Here is a 20,772-nt window from a genome sequence, read left to right on the forward strand (position 1 = left end):
GGGAATTGTGCCTGATCAGGGCGTCATTCCAAGACACAAGAGCCGAGCCCACGCTCGGCTGCCTTTCGGCACGTCATTCAGAAGCAGCCGAGCATGGGCTCGGCTCTACAACCAGCGGCCCCCTCACGCCCGGTGCGGGGTGCCCAGGTACTCGGCGCTCTGCATTTCGATCAGGCGCGAGGCGGTTCGCTCGAAGGCGCCCTGCAGGCGCTCGCCGGCATACAGTTCCACCGGCGAGGTGCTGGCGGTGCAGACCAGGTTGACGTGGCGGTCGTACAGCTCGTCGATCAGGTTCACGAAGCGGCGCGCGGCATCTTCGTTCAGGCGGTCGAAGGCGGGAATGCCGCCCAGCAGCACCGTGTTGAACTCGTGCGCGATCTCGATGTAATCCGACGGGCCGCGCGGGCCTTCGCACAGCGCGGCGAAATCGAACCAGGCGATGCTCTTGCCGCGGCCCCGTACCGGAATCTTGCGGCCCTCGATCTCGATGTTGCCGGCCTTGGCCGGCTGCCCGCCACTCAGTTCGCCCCAGCGGCTGGCCAGCCAGCCATCGCTGTCGGCGGCCAGCGGCGCGCGGTACACCGGCGAACGGGTCAGCGCCCGCATGCGGTAATCCTCGGTGCCCTCGGCGTACAGCTCCACGCAGTAGCGCTGCAGCAGGCCGATGGCCGGCATGAAGCTCTCGCGCTGCAGGCCGTTCAGATACAGGTTCTCCACCGCCGTATTGGAGGTGGTGACCAGAGTCACGCCCTCGGCGAACAGGCGCTCGAGCAGGCGCGCCAGCAGCATCGCATCGCCGATGTCGGTGACGAAGAACTCGTCCAGCACCAGCACGCGCAGGTTGCTGCGCCATTCCTGGGCGATCTTCGCCAGCGGGTCGCTCTGCCCCTGGTGCTCGCGCAGGCGCTCGTGGACGCTGCGCATGAAGCGGTGGAAGTGCGTGCGGTACTTCTGCTTGATCGGCAGGCCGTCGTAGAACAGATCCACCAGGAAGGTCTTGCCGCGGCCGACGCCGCCCCAGAAGTACAGGCCCTTGACCGGCTCGGGCTTCTTCCAGAACGAGGACAGGCGGTCCAGCCAGCCGTCCTCGGCGCTGTCGACCAGGCCCAGGTGGATGCGGTCCAGTTCGGCCAAGGCCGCGTGCTGGGCCGGGTCGTCCTGCCAGTCGCCGCTGGCAACCCCGGCCGCGTACCGCTGCGACGGGGTCAACGCCTGCTCGCTCATGCCGCCGCGCCCAGCCAGTGCTTGACGCCGTGGGTCAGCGCGCCGCGCAGGTCGATCAGCTTGCGGTGGAAGAAGTGGCTGGTTTCGGGCATGCGCACCAGCTCATGCGGGAAATCGAGCGTGTCCAGCCACTGGTACACGGCCTGCGGGTCGACGATCTCGTCCTGCTCGCCCTGGATGACCAGCCAGCGGGCCGGCGGCTGCACGCCGCTGAAATCCCAGCGGCCCGCCGGCGGCGCGATCGAGATCAGCGCTTCGGGCTGCAGCTCGGCGGCGGCCTTCAGCGAAACGAAGGAACCGAAGCTGAAACCGGCCAGCCACAGGCGGTCGTCCGGGCGCTGGCTGCGCACCCAGGCGGTGACGGCCTTGAGGTCGTCCTGTTCGCCCACGCCGTGGTCGAAGCTGCCGGCCGAGCCGCCGACGCTGCGGAAGTTGAAGCGCACCGTGGCGATGCCCAGCTCGCGCAGGGTGGTGGCGGTCATGGTGACCACCTTGTTGTGCAGGGTGCCGCCTTCGGTGGACAGCGGGTGGCAGATGACGGCCACGATCGGCTGCACCGGCACGTCGGCCTTGGGCAGGTCGACGACCACTTCCAGCGGGCCGGCCGGGCCGTCCAGTACGAGGCAGGCGGTTTCGCCGGGGGCGACGGGGAACGAGGGCTTGTGCATGGCACCATGATACCGTCCCCCGCCCCTGCCCTGTGCCCGCCCCATGCTCTACCTGTCCCTGGCCGTGATCTGCAGTGTGCTGGTTTCGGTGGTGTTGAAGCTGGCCAACCGCCGCGCGCTGGACGTGCCGCAGATGGTGACCTGGAACTATCTGGTCGCCGCCACCCTCACTGCCGTGGTGCTGCAGCCGCCGCTGGAGGCGCTGCGTGCGCCGCACGCGCCGTGGCTGTCACTGCTGGCGCTGGCGGTGGTGCTGCCCTCGATCTTCCTGGTGCTGGGCCGCGCAGTGGCGGTGGCCGGCATCGTCCGCAGCGACGTGGCCCAGCGCCTGTCGCTGCTGCTGTCGCTGGCGGCGGCCTTCCTGTTCTTCGGCCAGACCGCCACGCCGTGGAAGCTGGCCGGCCTGGGCCTGGGCGTGCTGGCGATGGTGGCCATCAGCCTGCGCCCGCGTGGGCCGGCGGTGGCGGCCTCGCCCGGGGGCTGGGGCTGGCTGCTGGGCGTGTGGGGCGGCTTTGCGGTGGTGGACGTGCTGCTGAAGCAGGTGGCGCTGTCGGGCACGCCGTCGATGGCGGCGGTGCTGGCCAGCTTCAGCGTGGCCTTCGTGCTGATGCTGGCGCTGCAGCTGTGGCGGCATGCCAGCGGCCGCAGCCGGCTGGCCTGGCGCAACCTGGGCGCCGGCGCGCTGCTGGGCCTGCTCAACGGCGGCAACATCCTCTTCTATGTACACGCGCACCAGTCGATGCCGGACAGCCCGGCCACCGTGTTCGCCGGCATGAACATCGGCGTGGTGGTGCTGGGCGCGCTGGTGGGCGTGTTCGCCTTCGGCGAGGCCACCACGAAGTGGAACCGCGCCGGCCTGGCGCTGGCGGTGCTGGCGATCGGATTGATCGCCTGGGGGTGAGGCCGCCCGGGGTCGGATCCCATTCCAACGGAATGCGCTCTGACCCCTGCGTTTGAGACCCCGCGATGCCTTGGGGTCAGAGCCCATTCCGTTGGAATGGGATCCGACCCCTGCGTTTCCCCAAAGCAGTCGAGCATGGCTCGACTCTACAGAAAGCCGCCGGGCGTGCCCCGGCGAATCCTTACTTGCCGAAACCCAGCAGCAGCGGGTCGTGGTCGGAGCTGCGCCACGGGCCCGGCACGTTGCGGCCCTGGTAGCCGCTGGCGTCCTGCTCGTCGGCGTTGCTGTGCCATTCGGCGGCACCGCGCAGGCGCTTGGCCATGCCCGGGCTCAGCAGCGCGTGGTCGAGGCGGCCGGTATAGCCGTTGTAGACGTAGCTGTAGGGATGCTCGACCTTGGCCACCTTGAAGGCGTCCTGCCAGCCGAGGTCATGCAGGGTGCGGATCGGATCTTCCTGCGCATAGGCGTTGAAGTCGCCCAGCAGCACCGCGTCCTGGGCACCGGTGCCGGTCGGGTTGGTCTTCAGCCAGTCGTTCAACTGCTGCGCCGAGGCGACGCGGGTGGCGTTCCAGCAGCCCTGGCCGTCGTTGCGGTCGGCATCGGCGCCTGCAGCCTCGCGGCAGCCCTTGGACTTGAAGTGGTTGGCGACCACCACGAACGGCGCGCCCTGCTTGGCCTGGAACGCCTGGGCCAGCGGCACGCGGCTGTGCTCGACGAACGGGCCGCCGGTCAGCGTGGCCGGCTTGCCCAGCGGCTGCAGGCGGCTGCTGCGGTAGATGATGCCGACGCGGATCGGGTTGTCGCCCGGGCCGTTGCCGGCGTCGACGAAGCGCCAGTCGCCCTGCGCACCGCGGTCGCGGTTGAGCGCATCGACCAGTTCGGCGATGGCCGACTGCGGGCCGTAGCCGTCGTTTTCCAGTTCCATCAGCGCGGCGACATCGGCGCCGAGCGCGTTGACGGTGGTGACCAGCTTGGCCACCTGGGCCTTGTGTTCGTCCAGCGTACGCGCGCCGCGCAGGGTCGGGAAACCACCGCCCTGGCCATCACCGTTGAAGAAGTTCTCCAGGTTGAAGGCGGCGATGTACAGGTCGCCGGCCACCTTCGGCACCGCCGGGCGCTGCAGTTCCGGCAGCTTCAGCGTGCCCTGCACCTGCAGGCTGGGGCGGCCCTGTGCGTCCACGCGCACGATGCCTTCCACGTTGCGCAGCTGCATGCCGGTGCGCAGCACCGGGTTGCCGGCCAGGTACGGCACGCGGCCCGGGTCGCGGGCATCGCTGCCGTCATCGAGCACCAGGCGGCGGCGCTGGTTGTCAGCCATCACCTGTTCGATGCCGGCCGTGCCCGGCGCGGCCACTTCAGTGGGCTGCCAGAGGCGGCCATCGAAGGCCACGGTGAGCTGGCCGAAGCGCTCCAGGCCGTCGGTGCCGGCCAGGGTGAGCGGGGCGGCGATGCGCACGTGCTGGCCGTCCAGCGCGCGCCAGTCGGCCGGGGCCGTGGTCAGCACGACCGGGGCCTTGCTGCGGGCGGTGGTGGAGGTCGGGGTCGGCGCGGCCTGCGGCTGGGCCTGGGCAAAGGCGGTGGCCGGCAGCAGCAGGGACAGGGCAAGGGCGAGGGAACGGCGGCGCATCGACGGGCGACTCCACGAAATGGGCGCACAGACTAACCCCGAAATGTGCAGGCCCGCTTGCAGCGCAGGGCACGATGGGCGATCAGGCCTCGGTGGGCAAAGCCGGGTAGTGCCGGCCGCTGGCCGGCAACCGGCGGCGGGGGCGCGCGGGGGTAGAGTCGACTGTTAGTCGACTGCTCTTCGCTACGTTGCCGAAAAGCCCGCGCTGCGCGCGATAGTCGACTAGCAGTCGACTCTACCGCCGTTTGGCCGTTCCGCTATTCCGCCGTTTCCCGGTTTGGCCGTTCCGGCGGTTATTTCAGGTTGCCCAGCATCCAGTCCACGGTGGCGTGGATCTGCTCCTCGGTCAGCGCCGGGTTGCCGCCCTTGGGCGGCATGATCCCGCCATCCGGGCCGGTGTAGCCCTCGATGGCGTGCTTGTAGAGGGTGTCCTTGCCCTGCGCCAGGCGCTGGTCCCAGTGCGCGTGGTCAAGCGTGGGCGCCTGGCCGACACCAGTGGTGTGGCAGGCGGTGCAGAGGTTGTCGAAGATGACCTTGCCGTCCTTGGTGCCGCCGTAGGCGACCTGCGAAGCGGCCTTGGCCAGTGCGGCGGCCTTGGCCGCGGCCTGCGCGGCGGCGCCGGTGCTGCCGGCATACACCGCGCCAGTGGGCGAGATGCGCTGCTCGGTGCGTTTGGCCGCCGTGGGCGACACCTCGGGCGGAATCCGGGTGTGGATGTACGCCGCCAGGAGGATGAGACCGAGGGTGATGGCCGCCAGCAGCGCGATCACCATGGAGAAGCGTTTCAGGAACTCCAGATCGTAATTCCGCACTCTTCGTTACCCCTGGCTGATAGTCGTTGGACCACGGCTGAGCGACTGCGTGATGGGCCGAGTATAGAACGCGCTTCGCGTGCGACAACAGGCGTCGATGCTGGTGCGGTGCAGCATGCGGGTAGCGCTGGGCCACGCCCGGCGAGCGCGAAGCGCGGCAACAGCAGTCGAGGATGGCAACAGCCGCCGGGCATGGCCCGGCGCTACCGTTTTGCGGGGGCGCCGATCGCGCGCAGGCAGAAGCTGCAGATCGCGTCCACCAGCGCACCTTCGTCGCGGTGCACTTCGCGGCTGGGCGCGGTCGGGCCGACCATCGCTTCGGTGAAGGCACCAACCAGGCAGGCGGCCGTGGCATGCGCGTCCTGCGCGGGCAGTTCGCCGGCGGCCACGCCCTCTTCCACCAGGCGCAGGAACACATCACCGAAGGCGCGGCGCCCGCGCATGCGCTCGGCCTCCACGTCCGGGTCCACCGGCTCGACGATGAAGGCATGGGCCAGCCCCGGCCCGGCCAGGGCGCGGCGGACGAAGGCGGTGATCGCCAGGCGCAGGCGCTCGCTGGCCACCTCGGGGCCGCTGGCGATGCGCTCCATGATCTCCACCTCGTGGGCCACGGCGGCGTTGAGCACCTCCACGAACAGCTCGGCCTTGGACGGGAAGTGCCGGTAGATCAGCCCGGTGGACACCCCCGCCTGGGTCGCCACGGCGGTCACCGGGGCGTTGCGCCAGCCCCCGGCAGCGACCAGCTCGCGGGTCGCCAGCAGGATCCGTTCACGGGCCCCGGCCAGCCGTTCTTCCATCAATGCAGAGCGTTTGTAGGCCATATCCTGATTCTAGTTTCAATTTTTGAATTTGTATTCACTTCTTTCCCGAACCTCGCTACGCTGGGCCCATCGCCCGTGCTGGCCGCTGCCTTCAACAGCCACCAGCCTCCCCCTGACGGGTGCGTCCATTCCCCCACCTTCCTCGTGGAGCCGCCGCAATGCACGTGCCATCCCTGAACTTCGATCTTGGCGAAGATATCGACCTGCTGCGCCAGAGCGTGGCCCATTTTGCCGCTGCCGAGGTCGCTCCGCTGGCCGCCGAGGCCGATGCCACCAACCAGTTCCCGCTGGCCCTGTGGCCGAAGCTGGGCGAACAGGGCCTGCTCGGCCTCACCGTGGAAGAAGCATACGGCGGCACCGGCATGGGTTACCTGGCCCATGTGGTGGCGATGGAAGAGATTTCGCGCGCCTCCGGCGGCATCGGCCTCTCTTATGGCGCGCACTCCAACCTGTGCGTGAACCAGCTGCGCAAGAACGGCAACGAGGAACAGAAGCAGCGCTTCCTGCCCGGTCTGTGCAGCGGCGCGCTGGTCGGTGCGCTGGCGATGAGCGAGCCGGGCGCCGGTTCGGACGTGGTGTCGATGAAGCTGCGCGCGGACAAGCGCGGCGACCGCTACGTGCTCAACGGCAACAAGATGTGGATCACCAACGGCCCCGATGCCGACGTGCTGGTGGTCTACGCCAAGACCGACATGGCGGCCGGCGCCAAGGGCATCACCGCGTTCCTGGTCGAAAAGGGCATGAAGGGCTTCAGCACCGCGCAGAAGCTGGACAAGCTGGGCATGCGCTCCTCGCCCACCTGCGAGCTGGTGTTCCAGGACTGCGAAGTGCCGGAAGAGAACGTGCTGGGCCAGGTCGGCGGCGGCGTGCGCGTGCTGATGTCCGGCCTGGACTACGAGCGCGTGGTGCTGTCCGGTGGCCCGCTGGGCCTGATGGCCGCGGCCATGGACGTGGTGATGCCGTATGTGCACGAGCGCCACCAGTTTGGTGAAGCCATCGGCAGCTTCCAGCTGATCCAGGCCAAGATCGCCGACATGTACGTGGGCCTGGGTGCCTGCCGCGCCTATGTCTACGCCGTGGCGCGCGCCTGCGACCAGGGCCGCACCACCCGCCAGGACGCCGCCGGCGCCATCCTGTATGCCGCCGAGAAGGCCACCTGGCTGACCGGCCAGGCGATCCAGATCCTGGGCGGCAACGGCTACATCAACGAATACCCGACCGGCCGCCTGTGGCGCGACGCCAAGCTGTATGAAATCGGCGCCGGCACCTCGGAGATCCGCCGCATGCTGATCGGCCGCGAACTGTTCCAGCGCACCCTGTAAGGCCACTGCGATGACCGTTCTCAACAGCCAGCTGCAACCGGGCAGCGACACCTTCGAAAGCAACCGCGCCGCCATGCAGGCCGTGGTCGATGACCTGCACGCCACGCTGGCGCGCACCGCGCTGGGCGGCAACGAGGCCGCGCGCGCCAAGCACACCGCGCGCGGCAAGCTGCTGGTGCGCGACCGCATCGACGCCCTGCTCGACCCCGGCAGCGCCTTCCTGGAAATCGCGCCGCTGGCCGCGCACGGCATGTACGAAGACGCCGTACCCGCCGCGGGCGTGGTGGCCGGCATCGGCCGGGTCAGCGGTGTCGAATGCGTGATCGTGGCCAACGATGCCACCGTCAAGGGCGGCACCTACTACCCGATGACGGTGAAGAAGCACCTGCGCGCGCAGGAGATCGCCGAGCAGAACCACCTGCCCTGCATCTACCTGGTCGATTCCGGTGGCGCCTTCCTGCCGCTGCAGGACGAGGTCTTCCCCGACCGCGATCATTTCGGCCGCATCTTCTACAACCAGGCCAACCTGTCCGCACAGGGCATCCCGCAGATCGCCTGCGTGATGGGCAGCTGCACCGCCGGCGGCGCCTACGTGCCGGCGATGAGCGATGAAACGGTGATCGTGCGCGAGCAGGGCACGATCTTCTTGGGCGGTCCGCCGCTGGTGAAGGCCGCCACCGGTGAAGTGGTGACGGCCGAAGAACTGGGCGGCGCCGACGTGCACACGCGCATTTCCGGCGTGGCAGACCACATGGCCGACAACGACCTGCAGGCACTGGCACGGGTGCGCGCGATCATCGCCCAGTTGAACTGGCGCAAGCCGGAACCGGCGATGGCGGTGCAGCCCAGCGAGGAACCGCTGCTGCCGGCGCACGAGCTGTACGGGGTGATTCCGGCCGATACGCGCAAGCCCTACGACGTGCGCGAAGTGATCGCACGCCTGGTCGATGGCTCGCGTTTCGATGAGTTCAAGCCGCGCTATGGCGCCACGCTGGTCACCGGCTTCGCGCATCTGAACGGCTACCCGATCGGCATCATCGCCAACAACGGCATCCTGTTCTCCGAGTCCGCGCTGAAGGGCGCGCACTTCATCGAGCTGTGCACCCAGCGCAACATCCCGCTGGTGTTCCTGCAGAACATCACCGGCTTCATGGTCGGCCGCAAGTACGAACAGGGCGGCATCGCCAAGGACGGGGCCAAGCTGGTGATGGCCGTGGCCTGCGCCAAGGTGCCCAAGTTCACCGTGGTCATCGGCGGCTCGTTCGGTGCCGGCAACTACGGCATGTGCGGCCGCGCCTATTCGCCCAACTTCCTGTGGATGTGGCCGAACGCGCGCATCGGCGTGATGGGCGGCGAACAGGCCGCCAGCGTGCTGGCCACGGTCAAGCGCGATGGCATCGAAGCCAAGGGCGGGCAGTGGCCGGCGGCGGAAGAAGACGCCTTCAAGGCGCCGATCCGCGACCAGTTCGAACAGCAGGGCCACCCCTACTACGCCAGCGCGCGCCTGTGGGATGACGGCGTGATCGATCCGGTCGACACCCGCCGCGTCCTGGCCCTGGCCCTGTCGGCAAGCCTCAACGCCGCCCCGCAGCAGACGCGCTTCGGCGTGTTCCGCATGTGACCCGTGCCATGACCGAGCAAGCTCCCATGAAGCCCGTTGCCATGTTCAGCAAAATCCTCATCGCCAACCGTGGCGAGATCGCCTGCCGCGTCATCGCCACCTGCCGTCGCCTCGGCATTGCCACCGTGGCGGTGTATTCCGATGCCGACCGCAACGCGCGCCACGTGCGCCTGGCCGACGAGGCCATCCACATCGGCGCGGCTGCCGCGCGCGAGAGCTACCTGCGCGGCGACGTGCTGCTGGACGCCGCACGCCGCAGCGGCGCGCAGGCGATCCACCCCGGCTACGGCTTCCTCTCCGAGAACGCCGATTTCGCCGATGCCTGTGCCGCCGCCGGCATCACCTTCATCGGCCCGCCGGCCAGCGCCATCCGCGCGATGGGCGACAAGAGCGCGGCCAAGGCGCTGATGGCCAAGGCCGGCGTGCCGCTGACCCCGGGCTACCACGGTGACCAGCAGGAGCCCGCGTTCCTGCGCGCGCAGGCCGATGCCATCGGCTACCCGGTGCTGATCAAGGCCAGCGCCGGTGGCGGTGGCAAGGGCATGCGCAAGGTCGAACGCAGCGAAGACTTCGTCGATGCGCTGGCCAGCTGCCAGCGCGAGGCCGCCTCGGCCTTCGGCAACGACCACGTGCTGGTGGAAAAGTACGTCGAGCGCCCGCGCCACATCGAGATCCAGGTGTTCGGCGATTCCCACGGGGATGCGGTCTACCTGTTCGAGCGCGACTGCTCGGTGCAGCGCCGCCACCAGAAGGTGCTGGAAGAAGCCCCGGCACCGGGCATGAGCGCCGAGCGCCGTGCAGCGATGGGCAAGGCGGCGGTCGATGCCGCGCGCGCGGTGGGCTATGTCGGTGCGGGCACGGTGGAGTTCATCGCCGGCCCGGACGGCGATTTCTACTTCATGGAAATGAACACCCGCCTGCAGGTCGAACATCCGGTGACCGAGTACATCACCGGTACCGACCTGGTGGAATGGCAGCTGCGCGTGGCCGCTGGCCAGCCGATGCCGCTGCGCCAGGAACAGCTGGCCATCCACGGCCATGCCATCGAAGCACGCCTGTATGCCGAAGATGCCGATCGTGGCTTCCTGCCGTCCACCGGCACCCTGCGCCGCCTGCGCCTGCCGGCGCCCTCGGCGAACGTGCGCGTGGATACCGGCGTGGAAGAAGGCGACAGCATCACCCCGTACTACGATCCGATGATCGCCAAGCTGATCGTCTGGGACGTGGACCGCGAGGCCGCGCTGCGCCGCATGAGCCAGGCCCTCGCGGACTGCCAGGTGGTGGGCGTGACCACCAATGCCGGTTTCCTGCGTCGCCTGGTGAACACCGATTCGTTCGCGCACGCGAAGCTCGACACCGCGCTGATCGAACGCGAGCAGGCCGCGCTGAATGCCGTGGGCGACAGCGACGATGCGCTGTGGCAGCTGGCAGCCATCGCCGCCGTAGCCAGCACCGCGCGTGCGGGCAGCGATGCACGCGATCCGCATTCGCCGTGGCAGGCACAGGACGGTTGGCGTCTGGGTGCTTCGGCACCGCGTGTGCTGCCGCTGCAGCAGGGTGAGCGCACGCACACGCTGAAGGTGTGGGCGCAGGCCGATGGCTGGCGCATGCAGCGCGATGATGCTGCACCGGCCACGGTGCTCGGCAGCGCCGACGGCCAGCGCATGGGCGTGCAGCTGGACGGTCGCCGCTGGCAGCTGCAGCTGCTGCGCGAAGGCGACCAGCTGTATCTGTTCGGCGCCGATGGCCAGCACCGCTTCACCCTGCACGACCCGGTCGGTGAATCAGACAACGCCACCGCCGATGCCGGCAGCCTGCTGGCACCGATGCCGGGGAAGATCGTGGCCACCCTGGTCGAGGCCGGTACCCAGGTGAAGCGCGGCACGCCGCTGGTGGTGCTGGAAGCGATGAAGATGGAGCACACCCTGCAGGCGCCGGCGGATGGCACGGTGAAGGGCTATCGCGCCAAGGCCGGTGACCAGGTGGGCGACGGCGCCGTGCTGGTGGATTTCGAAGCCGCTTGAGAAGTGGGAAGGACGGACGCGCGCTCAGCCGGCGCGCGTCCAGACCTCGCCGGCCGGGTCCAGCTCGGCCGTTTCCATGCTTGCCGCGCGCCAGCCGAAACCACACATCGCCAATGCGCCCTGCTGCACCGGGTCCAGCTGCAGCACCGGTTCCAGGCAGCGCTCGTTGATCGCGCCGGTGATGAAGGCGCCCAAGCCCAGGTCGGTGGCCGACAGGTACATCGTCTGCGACAGGTGCCCCGCTTCGAGTGCGATCACGCGGTAACCCTTGGCGTGGCGGCGGTACTTCCAGAACGTGCGGTCGAAGCGCGGCACCAGGGTCACCAGGCAGTGCGCATTGGCAAACCAGTGCTGCTGGCCCAGTGCTTCCATGGCGAACGCACGCAGTCCCATCGGCGGATCCGGCAGGCGCAGCAGGCGGTGCCCGTCCAGCAGGTAGCGATACACACCCGGCGCCACGCCCTCCACGTTCTGCACCACCAGGTACGCCTCGGTGGGATGCAGGCCGCCGCCGGAGGGGCTGCTCTTCTTCTGGAAACGCAGGTCATCGCTGACCTGCACATGGGCGCGTGCACCGAACACGCGCGCCAGCATGGTGGAGAACAGCGCCATCGGCAGTGGCCGGTGCTCATCGAAGTTGCGGCAGGTCGCGCGCCGCGCCAGCAGCGCATCGAAATCGGTGTCGTCCTGCAGCGGCAGCACCTGGCTTTCGGCATCGGCCGCCACCGCGGTCGGTGCCGGCGGCGGCCCCAGCACCTCACGCATGCCCACGGCGGTATCGGTACCGGAGTCGCGTGTGTTCTTCACGGCATCGACGCCGTCCCACCGGGTGAACGCATGCAGCACCGCCGCCAGCGGATGCCAGTACGCCTCGCGCTGGCGATCATCGGCCTGGCGGACCTGCAGCGCCGCGTCATCGGCGGGTGATGCACTGACCAGCAGGCCCAGGCGCAGCAGCGCCTCGCAGGCGGCGCGCTCGTCCTCGTCCGCAGGCAGGTCCTGCCACTGGCTGGCGCCGATGCGGCCCAGCAATTCGCGCTGTACGGCATCCACGTCCACCGGCTCGCCCAGATGCGGAGCCAGTGCCACCCAGCGCATCTGGCGGCGGATGCCGTTGCCGCCGGAGAGCAGGTCCTGCAGATCGAAGTCGGCGCTCTCGCGCGGTTCCAGCAGCAGGATCTCGCAACGTCGGATGCGGGCGGAAGACACGGCAGGATCTACGGACATGGCATCGGATTCGAAAGGGCGCAGTTCACTAGCGGCCGCCGCCGACGGAACTTCATCGCGCACTCAAGTGCGGGCTGCGTGGGCCGATCTAACAACGCTTGTCCACTTCTTCCGTCGCCGTTCCCGAGGTTCTTCGTGTCCCTGCCTACCCTGCCCGCGCCGATCGCCATGGCGCTGATCTGCGCGCTCGCTGAAGACGATGCGTTCCGCGCGCTGTTCGCTTCCAACCCTGCTTCTGCCCTGGTCAGCCTTGGCCTGCCTGCCGCTGATGCGGAACTGCTGAAAGTGTGCTGCCACGTCAACCAGCTGGCCTCCAAGGAAGCCATCCATGATGCCAAGCAGGAACTGCAGACGATGCTGACCCGGGAGCTCGGTCAGCTGGTTCCGGCGCTGGATGCCAGCCCGGGCCCGGGCTGGACCCTCAAGGGACCGTAATCGCGGCCGCCGTCGGCTCCGGCCGGCGGCGCAGCGTGGCAGCCACGCCTGCGGCGCGGTTGCTGTCGAGGACGTTGAGCGGCTGCAGGCAGTACGCGCAGTCCACCTCGGCATAGGCACGGCCGCGGTTGCCGGCCAGGTAGTCCGCCTGCGCGAGTGCCTGCGCATTGGCGCCCTTGGCCAGGTACGCATCCATCGCGGCCACGCGGGTCTGGAAGCTGGCCTGCCCGGTCAACCAGGGCGCCAGCATGGCCAGCGCCTCATCCGGCTTTTTCTGGTGCGTGGCCAGGCTGGCCCGCACCACGGCCATCGTTTCCGCAACCGGCGGCTGACCCAACACCTCATTGATCGGGGACAAGCGGGCAAGCACCCGCTCCACCAGCGCGGTGTCACCCATCCGCACCGACAACAGGGCCGACGCCAGTGCCACCATCGCGTCATCGCCACCGTCGGCCGGGGCCCTGTTGTCTACCCGTCGCAGGGCGCTGTCTACGTTGTGGCGCAGCTGTGCACGCGTTGCATCATCATCGCCGGCGCCCCACAGCGCGGTTGCCAGTGGCACCAGCATCACCTGCTGGTCGAACCCCGACGCGCTGGCGAACTGCGAGTTGCCGTCGCGGGCGATCTGCACCGCGTGCGTCCACTGCTTGCGGTCGACGGCGATGCTGGTGCGTTCGATGACCACGTGGCGGGACGGTGCCGCGCGATCAAGCAGCGATTCTGCAGCCGCGTAGTTGCGCAGGCTGGCCTCGGCCGACCCCAGGTAGCGGTTGCTGGCGGTGCGCCCGCCATCGATGGCGCGCTTGAAGGCCTGGCGGGCGCCGGTGACATCGCCGCGCGCCACCAGGATGCGACCCAGGAGATCGTGCGCCACGTTGCTGAGTTCAAACCGCGGATCCGCTGCGTGCCGCGCGTAGGGCAGCGATTCCTCGAACCGGTTCTCCGCATAGAGCCACAGGGCTGCGTTGTACTGCGCGGCGAAGTAGTCCGGATACAGGCTGGACAGGCGCCGCCATGCATCGGAGGCCTGCCCGCGGTCGCGCAGCGTTGCCGCCCACGCGTCCAGATAGAGTGCCTCGCGTGTGGGCAGGCGGCGCTTGAGGCTCTTGGCGGTGTCCACCGCCTGCATCGCCCCGGAAAGATCATCCACCGCGAAGCGCGCACGGACCTGCGCCATCCAGGCCAGGGCAAATTCCGGATCCAGCTCCACCGCCTGCTGGAACATGGCCAGCGCACCCTGGTAATCGTTGCGGGCGTAAAGCTTCTGGCCGAGCGAATAGGCGCGCAGCGCATCCAGGCTGCCGGTGGTGACCGCAGGCAGCGGCGTAGAATCCTGCTCGACCTGCTCCAGCGTCTCGCCCAGGCGGCCGCGCAGGCGCGCCACCACGTCATCGGTGGAAGCGAGCAGGGATTCCAGGCCACGGCCATCGGCCGATTCGACGGCGAGCGTGGCACGGCTGGCCGGATCCACCACGCCCACGCTCAGGCGCAGGCGACCGCCGGCTTCGGACAGCGTTGGCATCAACACGACCCGCGCGCCCACGCGCTGGGCAATCTCGGAGGCATTGTTCGCATCCAGCGGCGCATCCAGCGAGGCGCGCATCTGCTGCAGCACGCTGCGCGCTTTCAGGTCGCTGATCACGTTGACGTAGCGCGACTGTTCCAGGCTGATGCGCAGTGCCTGCTGGGTGGAACCATCCAGCAGGGTCTCACCGGTCAGGTTGCGCAGATCGCCGACCACCACCCAGTCGCGCTCGGCAAAGGCGATGGCCGGTTGCGGCCGGGTCAGCAACCAACCGCCGACCAGCAGCGCTGCGGCCAGGGTGACTTCGGCAGTCATCACCAGCGGCTGCCGCCAGACCGGGATGTCACGCGATGCCTTCGCGGTCTGTCGCGGGCGTCCCAGACCGCGCGTCGCCGGGTCGTGCAGGCCGAACACTTCCATCGACTGCGCCACGCCCTTGAAGCGCCAGCGCCCGAAGGACTTCCACTTCAGCCCCTGCGCGACTTCGCCCAGATCGCCGGCGGCGCGGCGCACCATCGATTCGGCGGTGGCCGACACCAGGAACTGGCCGGGCTGCGCCAGCTGCATCAGGCGCGCGGCCATCGGCTTGGCCAGGCCTTCCACTTCCACCGGCTTGGCCCCCAGCGCGATCGACTCGGCGCTGTTGTTCCACAGCAGCACTTCACCCACGTGCAGGCCGATGCGTGCGCGCAGCAGGATGTTGCGCTTGCCGCCCAGCGCCTGCAGGCCGCGCTGGTAATCCAGTCCGAAACCGAGGGCATCCACCGGGCGTTCGAACAGCATGAACAGACCATCGGAGCGGTCGATCTGCTGGCCGTTCCAGCGCTGCTGCAGGGCCATCACCAGGCGGTCATGGTCCTGGAACAGCTCAGCCGCCGCGGCGTCTCCCATCCGTTCCACCAGCAGGGTGGAATCGCACAGATCGGTGAACAGCAGGGCACGCAGCTGCGTGGTGTGCGGAGTCGATGTTCCGGAATCGCCGTTCATCGCCACAGTCTCCGCTCACTGTCCGTCCGTAGGGTCAGCCCAATGCAGGCAGTTGCCGCCGGCGCGCTTGGCCCGGTACAGCGCACGGTCCGCGCCTGCATACCATTCACTCCAGTCCGCATCGGCCGCCAGCAGGCTGACGCCGATGCTGGCCGGGGTGACGTGCGGGTTGCCATGGCTGCGTTCGAGCAGGCCATGCACCGCGCTGAGGATGAACTCGGCTGCGTGCTGGGCCGCCTCGCGATCGGCATGGCGCAGGATCAGGCAGAACTCATCACCGCCCAGGCGGCAGGCCAGGTCGTGTTCGCCGGCCATCGAGCGCAGGATGTTGCCCATGCTCTGCAGCACGCGGTCACCGGCCTGGTGGCCGTGGCGGTCGTTGACCTGCTTGAAGCGGTCACAGTCGATCAGCAGCAGCGCCTGCGGTGCGCCCTGCGGCTGGCTGCGGCATTCCTGCAGGTACAGGGTCAGGCCGCGGCGGTTGTGCAGGCCGGTCAGTTCATCGGTACGCACCAGCTCGCGCGTGTGGGTCAGCTGATGGGTGGTGATGTACAGGTTGTCCAGCGCGGTTTCCAGATCGTGGTTGCGCCGGCGGAGCTGGCTGATCAGGGCCTGTTCGTTGGTCAGCACGCGCATGATCGTGCGGCGCAGGAAGTAGGCCACCAGCCCCGGATCGGATTCGACCAGGCAATGGAAATCGGCCGGGCCCAGTTCCAGCACGTGGCAGTCTTCGATCACGCGCGCGCCGGCGCTGCGCGGATGGTCCCCCACCAGCAGGCCCAGTTCACCGAAGAACTCATGTCGTCCCAGCGTCTTGGTCACCAGGTCCTCGCCGAAATCCAGTTCGATCAATCCTTCCACGATGACGTACATGCCATCGCCGCGGTGGCCGCGGTGGAACAGCCATTGCCCGGCCTCGACCTTCAGGGGCCGCGCGAAGCGCGCAAAGAGGGCGACTTCCTCGTCCGACAACAGGGCGTGCACGATCTCGGCCATCGCCACCTGGGCGATACCGGTCGTCATGTCGATGTTCTCGGCCGCACCCCTGCCGGTCATTTCCCGCCGCCAGCGTCCCCTGGTGAGGAGCGGAGCATAGCAGTGAATCAAACTGTGCGCGTCTTCTCATTTTTCATGAAGACACCACGATCGGGGCCGAACAGGCGGGCAACCCGCATTCATGAGGGTAGTTCAGGGGCGGCGGCACCCCGGACACAACAACGCCGGCAGGTCCCCCGACCTGCCGGCGTCGTCTGGCCCTTCACTGGCCACCCTGATGGGTTCGAAGGCCCGGGTAGAGTCGAGCTTGCTCGACTGCCCTGGCTTCGGGTGCGGTCACGTCAGTCGAGCAAGCTCGACTCTACGGGGTCGAGGTGGGGTCAGGCGGCGCGCTCGCTGCGGCCGCCATGGAACTGCTCTTCCTCGGTCGAGCCGGTCAGCGCAGTGGTCGAGGACTGGCCCTGCTGGATGGTCTGGGTGACCGCATCGAAGTAGCCGGTGCCGACCTCGCGCTGGTGCTTGACCGCGGTGAAGCCGCGCTCGGCCGCTTCGAACTCGGCTTCCTGCAGTTCCACGAAGGCGCTCATCTGGCGGCGCGCATAACCGTGGGCCAGATTGAACATGCCGTAGTTCAGCGCGTGGAAGCCGGCCAGGGTGATGAACTGGAACTTGTAGCCGTAGCTGCCCAGCTCGCGCTGGAACTTGGCGATCGTGGCGTCGTCCAGGTTCTTCTTCCAGTTGAAGCTGGGAGAGCAGTTGTAGGCCAGCAGCTTGCCGGGGAACTTCGCATGGATCGCCTCGGCGAACTTCCGCGCGAACTCCAGGTCCGGCTTGCCGGTCTCGCACCACACCAGGTCGGCATAGGGGGCGTAGGCCAGGCCACGGCTGATCGCCTGGTCCAGGCCGTTGCGGGTCTTGTAGAAGCCTTCCACGGTGCGCTCGCCGGTGGTGAACGGCTGGTCGTTGCCGTCGATGTCACTGGTCAGCAGGTCGGCGGCTTCGGCATCGGTGCGCGCCACCAGCAGGGTCGGCACGCCCAGCACGTCGGCAGCCAGGCGCGCGGCGTTGAGCTTCTCGATGGCCTCACGGGTCGGCACCAGCACCTTGCCACCCATGTGCCCGCACTTCTTCACCGAGGCCAGCTGGTCCTCGAAGTGCACGCCGGCGGCACCGGCTTCGATCATCGCCTTCATCAGCTCGAAGGCGTTGAGCACGCCGCCGAAGCCGGCCTCGGCATCGGCCACGATCGGCTGCAGGAAGTCGATGTCATCCTTGCCTTCGGCATGGTGCAGCTGGTCGGCGCGCAGCAGGGTGTTGTTGATGCGCTTTACCACCGCCGGCACCGAATCGGCCGGGTACAGCGACTGGTCCGGGTACATCTGCCCGGCCAGGTTGGCATCGGCCGCCACCTGCCAGCCGGACAGGTAGATCGCCTTCAGACCGGCCTTGACCTGCTGCATGGCCTGGTTGCCGGTCAGCGCGCCCAGCGCATTGACGAACTCGCGCTCGTGCAGCGACTTCCACAGCTTTTCCGCGCCCAGCCGGGCCAGCGAATGCTCGATGTGGACGGTGCCACGCAGGCGCACCACGTCGGCGGCGCTGTAGTTGCGCTGGATGCCTTCCCAGCGCGGGTGGGTGTCCCAGTCGTGCTGGATCTGTTCGGCAGTGGGCAGGGTGCTCATGTCTTTCTCCAGTTCGGTGTTGTAGAGCCGGGCGCTGCCCGGCTGGGATGGATGGGGGAAGCAGGCCGTCAGTCGATGCGTGCGTAGGCCGGCAGGGTCAGGAAATCGGTCAGTTCGTCGCTGCGGCTCAGTTCGCCCAGCAAGGCGATGGCTTCGCCGATGCGGGCGCCACCGGGCAGCGCGCGGGTATCGCCCAGCCGCGCCGGCAGCTGGGCCAGGGCGGTGTCGAGCAGCGGCAGGTCGATGGCGGTGCCGTCGTCCAGCTGCTGGCCCGGCGTGTGCAGCCACTGCCACAGCTGGCTGCGGCTGATCTCGGCAGTGGCCGCGTCTTCCATCAGGTGGTGGATCGGCACGCAGCCGTTGCCGTCCAGCCACGCAGCCAGGTAGCGCACGCAGACTTCGACGTTGCCCTCGAAACCGGCGCGGGTGATGCTGCCCGGCGGCCGCGCGATCAGTTCATCGCGGCCCACCCGCACGTCCTGGCGCAGCACCTGGTGCTGGTTCGCGGTGGGCATGTGTTCGTCGAAGATGGCCATCGCCACCGGGATCAGCGCCGGGTGCGCGACCCAGGTGCCGTCGTGGCCGGCACTGACTTCGCGCAGCTTGTCGGCGCGCACCCGGGCCATGGCCTGCTCGTTGGCGGCGGCATCGCTGTTGATCGGGATCTGCGCGGCCATGCCGCCCATCGCATGCGCGCCACGGCGGTGGCAGGTCTGGATCAGCAGTTCCGAATACGCCTTCAGGAACGGCTGGGTCATGGTCACCTGGCCACGCTCGGGCAGCACGCGGTCGGCGTGGCGGCGGAAGGTCTTCAGGTAGGAAAAGATGTAATCCCAGCGGCCGCAGTTCAGGCCGACGATGCGCTCGCGCAGGGCGTGCAGGATCTCGTCCATCTCGAACACCGCCGGCAGCGTTTCGATCAGCACGGTCACCTTGATCTGGCCGTGCGGCAGGCCGAGCATGCCTTCGATGTGCGACAGCGCGGTCTCCCACAGCGCGGCCTCTTCCATGCTCTGCAGCTTGGGCAGGTAGAAGTACGGACCGCGATCCTTGGCCTGCAGCGTGCGGGCATTGTGGAAGGCGAACACCGCCGCATCGAACAGGCCGCCGGCGATGAACTGCCCATCGACGCGCACGTGCTTCTCGTCCAGGTGCCAGCCACGCGGGCGCACGATCAGCACCGCCTGTTCCTCAAAGGGGCGCAGGGTGTAGTGCTTGCCCGGCCTGCCGTTGGCGGCCGGCGCGGTGAATTCCAGATCGCCGCGCACGGCGGCCGCCAGCGACTGCTGCCCGGCCAGCAGGTTGCGCCAGGTCGGCGAGGTCGAATCCTCGAAGTCGGCCATGAACACCTTGGCGCCGGAGTTCAGCGCGTTGATGACCATCTTCGGGTCGGTCGGGCCGGTGATCTCGACGCGGCGGTCCTGCAGCGCGGCCGGCAGCGGGGCCACGCGCCAGTCGCCGCTGCGGATCGCGGCGGTATCGCTGCGGAAGTCCGGCAGGCCGCCCTGGTCGAAGAACGCCTGGCGCTCGCGGCGGGCCTGCAGCCGCGCCTGCCGGCCCGGTTCCACCGCCCGGTGCAGCGAGACCAGCAGGGCCAGCAGCGGTGCCGGCAGCACGGTCTCCTGGCCGGCCACGCGGGTCGCCAGGGCGATACCGGGGGTGGCCTTGGCGGGGGTGGAGGAAACGGCGGAAGCAACGGCGGACATGGGGCGACTCCAGCGGTGGGGGAACGCCCCCAAAGTGCCGCCCGTGCCGAGTATTTGGCAAAACAGTTTTTGCAATGTTCCACATAAGGTGTGCTAATACTTATGACGCCATGACCACGCGCAGCCCGCCAAGTCCGCGTTTTTCCTACAAATCCGACCGGCTGAAGCCGCTGCGGGCGTTCTGCCAGACAGTGCGCCTGGGCTCGGTCTCACGGGCGGCTGAGGCGCTGTTCGTCAGCCAGCCGGCGATCAGCCTGCAGCTGCAGGCGCTGGAACGTGAGTTGGGGGTGCCGCTGTTCGAGCGCAGCGGGCGCCGCCTGGTGCCCAGCCGCGAGGGCCAGGTGCTCTACGAAATGGCGCAGCCGCTGGTGGAAAGCCTGGACGGGCTGGAAGCGCGCTTCCGCGACAAGGTGCGCGGGCTGGACGCGGGCGAGCTGAACATCGCCGCCAACAGTTCAACCATCCTCTACCTGCTGCCGAAGATCGTCGAACGCTTCCGCCTGCACCATCCGGACGTGCGCCTGACCCTGCACAACGCGATCAGCGCCGATGGCACCGACCTGCTGCGCGAGGATGCGGCCGACCTGGCAATCGGGTCGATGACCGACGTGCCGGCCGACTTGACCTATGCGCCGGCCTATCGCTTCGAGCAGGTGCTGATCGCGCCACACGATCATCCGCTGGCCAGTGGTGGCGAGCTGGAGCTGGCCGACATCGCGCGTTACCCGCTGGTGCTGCCGCCGAAGCGGCAGATCACCTACCGGCTGGTGGACCAGGTGTTCCAGCGCCACCGCATTGCGTACACGGTGGCGCTGGAGGTGGGCGGCTGGGAGGTGATCAAGCAGTACGTGGCGATGGGCATGGGCATTTCCATCGTGCCGGCGCTGTGCCTGCATGAGAGCGACCACGAGCGGCTGGCCGCGCGGTCGATGAAGCGCTGGTTCCCGGAGCGCAGTTACGGGGTGATCGTGCGGCGGGGCAAGGCGTTGTCGGCGCAGGCGCGGGCGTTTGTGGAGCTGATCCAGCCGGAGTTGTTCAGTCCGCGCGATTACGACCAGAGCGGGCATTCCGAGCGGTAGGGGTGTTGTGGGTTGCAGGGCTACCGCCCTGCACCTGCAGAGGCCACATCAACGGCAACAGCGGGCATTCCGTGGGATGGCGGGGGGGGGGGGGGGGGGGGGGGGGGGGGGGGGG

General features: G+C 68.7%; 16 protein-coding genes. 6 read left to right on the forward strand and 10 right to left on the reverse strand.

Translation table 11 applies throughout. The features are described from left to right. Positions 1 to 123 precede the first annotated feature (123 nt). Together zapE and IAE56_RS15110 are read right to left on the reverse strand one after the other, a co-directional pair. A complete protein-coding gene (gene zapE, locus IAE56_RS15105; protein WP_108767352.1) occupies positions 124 to 1,224 on the reverse strand; it encodes a cell division protein ZapE in 1,101 nt (366 codons plus the stop codon). Continuing rightward, on the reverse strand, positions 1,221 to 1,892 hold the full coding sequence (locus IAE56_RS15110) for a CocE/NonD family hydrolase (protein WP_200753085.1): 672 nt from the start codon (positions 1,890 to 1,892) through the stop codon (positions 1,221 to 1,223). Before IAE56_RS15110 ends, zapE begins: the two co-directional genes overlap by 4 nt. Before the next feature lie 43 nt (positions 1,893 to 1,935). Between IAE56_RS15110 and IAE56_RS15115 the strand changes: the two genes are divergently transcribed. Next, on the forward strand, positions 1,936 to 2,793 hold the full coding sequence (locus IAE56_RS15115) for an EamA/RhaT family transporter (protein WP_200753086.1): 858 nt from the start codon (positions 1,936 to 1,938) through the stop codon (positions 2,791 to 2,793). Between the two features lie 181 nt (positions 2,794 to 2,974). Here the strand turns inward: IAE56_RS15115 and IAE56_RS15120 are convergent, their stop codons facing one another. The 3 genes from IAE56_RS15120 to IAE56_RS15130 form a co-directional block, all read right to left on the reverse strand. After that, positions 2,975 to 4,420 (reverse strand): ExeM/NucH family extracellular endonuclease, encoded by a 1,446-nt coding sequence (locus IAE56_RS15120; protein ID WP_200753087.1) that lies wholly within the window; start codon positions 4,418 to 4,420, stop codon positions 2,975 to 2,977. A 293-nt stretch (positions 4,421 to 4,713) separates the two neighbouring features. Beyond that, positions 4,714 to 5,232, reverse strand: coding sequence for a c-type cytochrome (locus IAE56_RS15125; RefSeq protein ID WP_079224832.1), 519 nt, complete (start codon positions 5,230 to 5,232; stop codon positions 4,714 to 4,716). 203 nt (positions 5,233 to 5,435) lie between these two features. Further along, positions 5,436 to 6,053, reverse strand: a complete 618-nt coding sequence (locus tag IAE56_RS15130; protein ID WP_108758350.1) for a TetR/AcrR family transcriptional regulator — start codon at positions 6,051 to 6,053, stop codon at positions 5,436 to 5,438. A 158-nt stretch (positions 6,054 to 6,211) separates the two neighbouring features. Between IAE56_RS15130 and IAE56_RS15135 the strand changes: the two genes are divergently transcribed. From IAE56_RS15135 to IAE56_RS15145, 3 genes are read left to right on the forward strand one after another with little or no spacing between them, the layout of a single operon-like run. Then, a complete protein-coding gene (locus IAE56_RS15135; protein WP_200753088.1) occupies positions 6,212 to 7,375 on the forward strand; it encodes an isovaleryl-CoA dehydrogenase in 1,164 nt (387 codons plus the stop codon). Between the two features lie 10 nt (positions 7,376 to 7,385). Then, complete coding sequence (locus tag IAE56_RS15140; protein ID WP_108745717.1) at positions 7,386 to 8,996, forward strand: carboxyl transferase domain-containing protein; 1,611 nt, start codon at positions 7,386 to 7,388, stop codon at positions 8,994 to 8,996. Positions 8,997 to 9,037: 41 nt separating this feature from the next. Further along, positions 9,038 to 11,020, forward strand: a complete 1,983-nt coding sequence (locus IAE56_RS15145) for an acetyl/propionyl/methylcrotonyl-CoA carboxylase subunit alpha (protein WP_200753089.1) — start codon at positions 9,038 to 9,040, stop codon at positions 11,018 to 11,020. Between the two features lie 24 nt (positions 11,021 to 11,044). Here the strand turns inward: IAE56_RS15145 and IAE56_RS15150 are convergent, their stop codons facing one another. After that, positions 11,045 to 12,247, reverse strand: a complete 1,203-nt coding sequence (locus tag IAE56_RS15150) for a putative peptide maturation dehydrogenase (protein WP_200753090.1) — start codon at positions 12,245 to 12,247, stop codon at positions 11,045 to 11,047. A gap of 135 nt (positions 12,248 to 12,382) precedes the next feature. On the opposite strand from IAE56_RS15150, the gene IAE56_RS15155 reads away from it, so the two are divergent. After that, on the forward strand, positions 12,383 to 12,682 hold the full coding sequence (locus tag IAE56_RS15155) for an NHLP-related RiPP peptide (protein WP_108767344.1): 300 nt from the start codon (positions 12,383 to 12,385) through the stop codon (positions 12,680 to 12,682). On the opposite strand, the gene IAE56_RS15160 is transcribed toward IAE56_RS15155, so the two are convergent. From IAE56_RS15160 to aceB, 4 genes are all read right to left on the reverse strand, one after another. Further along, positions 12,669 to 15,194 (reverse strand): putative peptide modification system cyclase, encoded by a 2,526-nt coding sequence (locus IAE56_RS15160; RefSeq protein ID WP_200753091.1) that lies wholly within the window; start codon positions 15,192 to 15,194, stop codon positions 12,669 to 12,671. The genes IAE56_RS15155 and IAE56_RS15160 overlap by 14 nt on opposite strands. A 15-nt stretch (positions 15,195 to 15,209) precedes the next feature. Continuing rightward, a complete protein-coding gene (locus IAE56_RS15165; protein WP_164074813.1) occupies positions 15,210 to 16,250 on the reverse strand; it encodes a GGDEF domain-containing protein in 1,041 nt (346 codons plus the stop codon). Between the two features lie 320 nt (positions 16,251 to 16,570). Further along, positions 16,571 to 17,872 (reverse strand): isocitrate lyase, encoded by a 1,302-nt coding sequence (aceA, locus tag IAE56_RS15170; RefSeq protein WP_200753092.1) that lies wholly within the window; start codon positions 17,870 to 17,872, stop codon positions 16,571 to 16,573. Positions 17,873 to 17,940: 68 nt separating this feature from the next. After that, complete coding sequence (gene aceB / locus IAE56_RS15175) at positions 17,941 to 19,578, reverse strand: malate synthase A (protein ID WP_200753093.1); 1,638 nt, start codon at positions 19,576 to 19,578, stop codon at positions 17,941 to 17,943. A gap of 110 nt (positions 19,579 to 19,688) precedes the next feature. Here aceB and IAE56_RS15180 point away from each other — a divergent pair, with 110 nt between their 5' ends. After that, positions 19,689 to 20,657 (forward strand): LysR family transcriptional regulator, encoded by a 969-nt coding sequence (locus IAE56_RS15180; RefSeq protein WP_108767340.1) that lies wholly within the window; start codon positions 19,689 to 19,691, stop codon positions 20,655 to 20,657. The last annotated feature ends 115 nt before the right edge of the window (positions 20,658 to 20,772 follow it).

Origin of the sequence: Stenotrophomonas sp. S41, assembly GCF_016624625.1 — a bacterium.
In the GTDB taxonomy this organism is placed as follows: domain Bacteria; phylum Pseudomonadota; class Gammaproteobacteria; order Xanthomonadales; family Xanthomonadaceae; genus Stenotrophomonas.

Excerpts from the sequence above, each read along its gene's own strand:
- zapE (WP_108767352.1), bottom strand. The coding sequence starts at position 1,224 with ATGAGCGAGCAGGCGTTGACCCCGTCGCAGCGGTACGCGGCCGGGGTT.
- IAE56_RS15110 (WP_200753085.1), bottom strand. The coding sequence starts at position 1,892 with ATGCACAAGCCCTCGTTCCCCGTCGCCCCCGGCGAAACCGCCTGCCTC.
- IAE56_RS15115 (WP_200753086.1), top strand. The coding sequence starts at position 1,936 with ATGCTCTACCTGTCCCTGGCCGTGATCTGCAGTGTGCTGGTTTCGGTG.
- IAE56_RS15120 (WP_200753087.1), bottom strand. The coding sequence starts at position 4,420 with ATGCGCCGCCGTTCCCTCGCCCTTGCCCTGTCCCTGCTGCTGCCGGCC.
- IAE56_RS15130 (WP_108758350.1), bottom strand. The coding sequence starts at position 6,053 with ATGGCCTACAAACGCTCTGCATTGATGGAAGAACGGCTGGCCGGGGCC.
- IAE56_RS15135 (WP_200753088.1), top strand. The coding sequence starts at position 6,212 with ATGCACGTGCCATCCCTGAACTTCGATCTTGGCGAAGATATCGACCTG.
- IAE56_RS15140 (WP_108745717.1), top strand. The coding sequence starts at position 7,386 with ATGACCGTTCTCAACAGCCAGCTGCAACCGGGCAGCGACACCTTCGAA.
- IAE56_RS15145 (WP_200753089.1), top strand. The coding sequence starts at position 9,038 with ATGTTCAGCAAAATCCTCATCGCCAACCGTGGCGAGATCGCCTGCCGC.
- IAE56_RS15150 (WP_200753090.1), bottom strand. The coding sequence starts at position 12,247 with ATGTCCGTAGATCCTGCCGTGTCTTCCGCCCGCATCCGACGTTGCGAG.
- IAE56_RS15160 (WP_200753091.1), bottom strand. The coding sequence starts at position 15,194 with ATGAACGGCGATTCCGGAACATCGACTCCGCACACCACGCAGCTGCGT.
- IAE56_RS15165 (WP_164074813.1), bottom strand. The coding sequence starts at position 16,250 with ATGACCGGCAGGGGTGCGGCCGAGAACATCGACATGACGACCGGTATC.
- aceA (WP_200753092.1), bottom strand. The coding sequence starts at position 17,872 with ATGAGCACCCTGCCCACTGCCGAACAGATCCAGCACGACTGGGACACC.
- aceB (WP_200753093.1), bottom strand. The coding sequence starts at position 19,578 with ATGTCCGCCGTTGCTTCCGCCGTTTCCTCCACCCCCGCCAAGGCCACC.
- IAE56_RS15180 (WP_108767340.1), top strand. The coding sequence starts at position 19,689 with ATGACCACGCGCAGCCCGCCAAGTCCGCGTTTTTCCTACAAATCCGAC.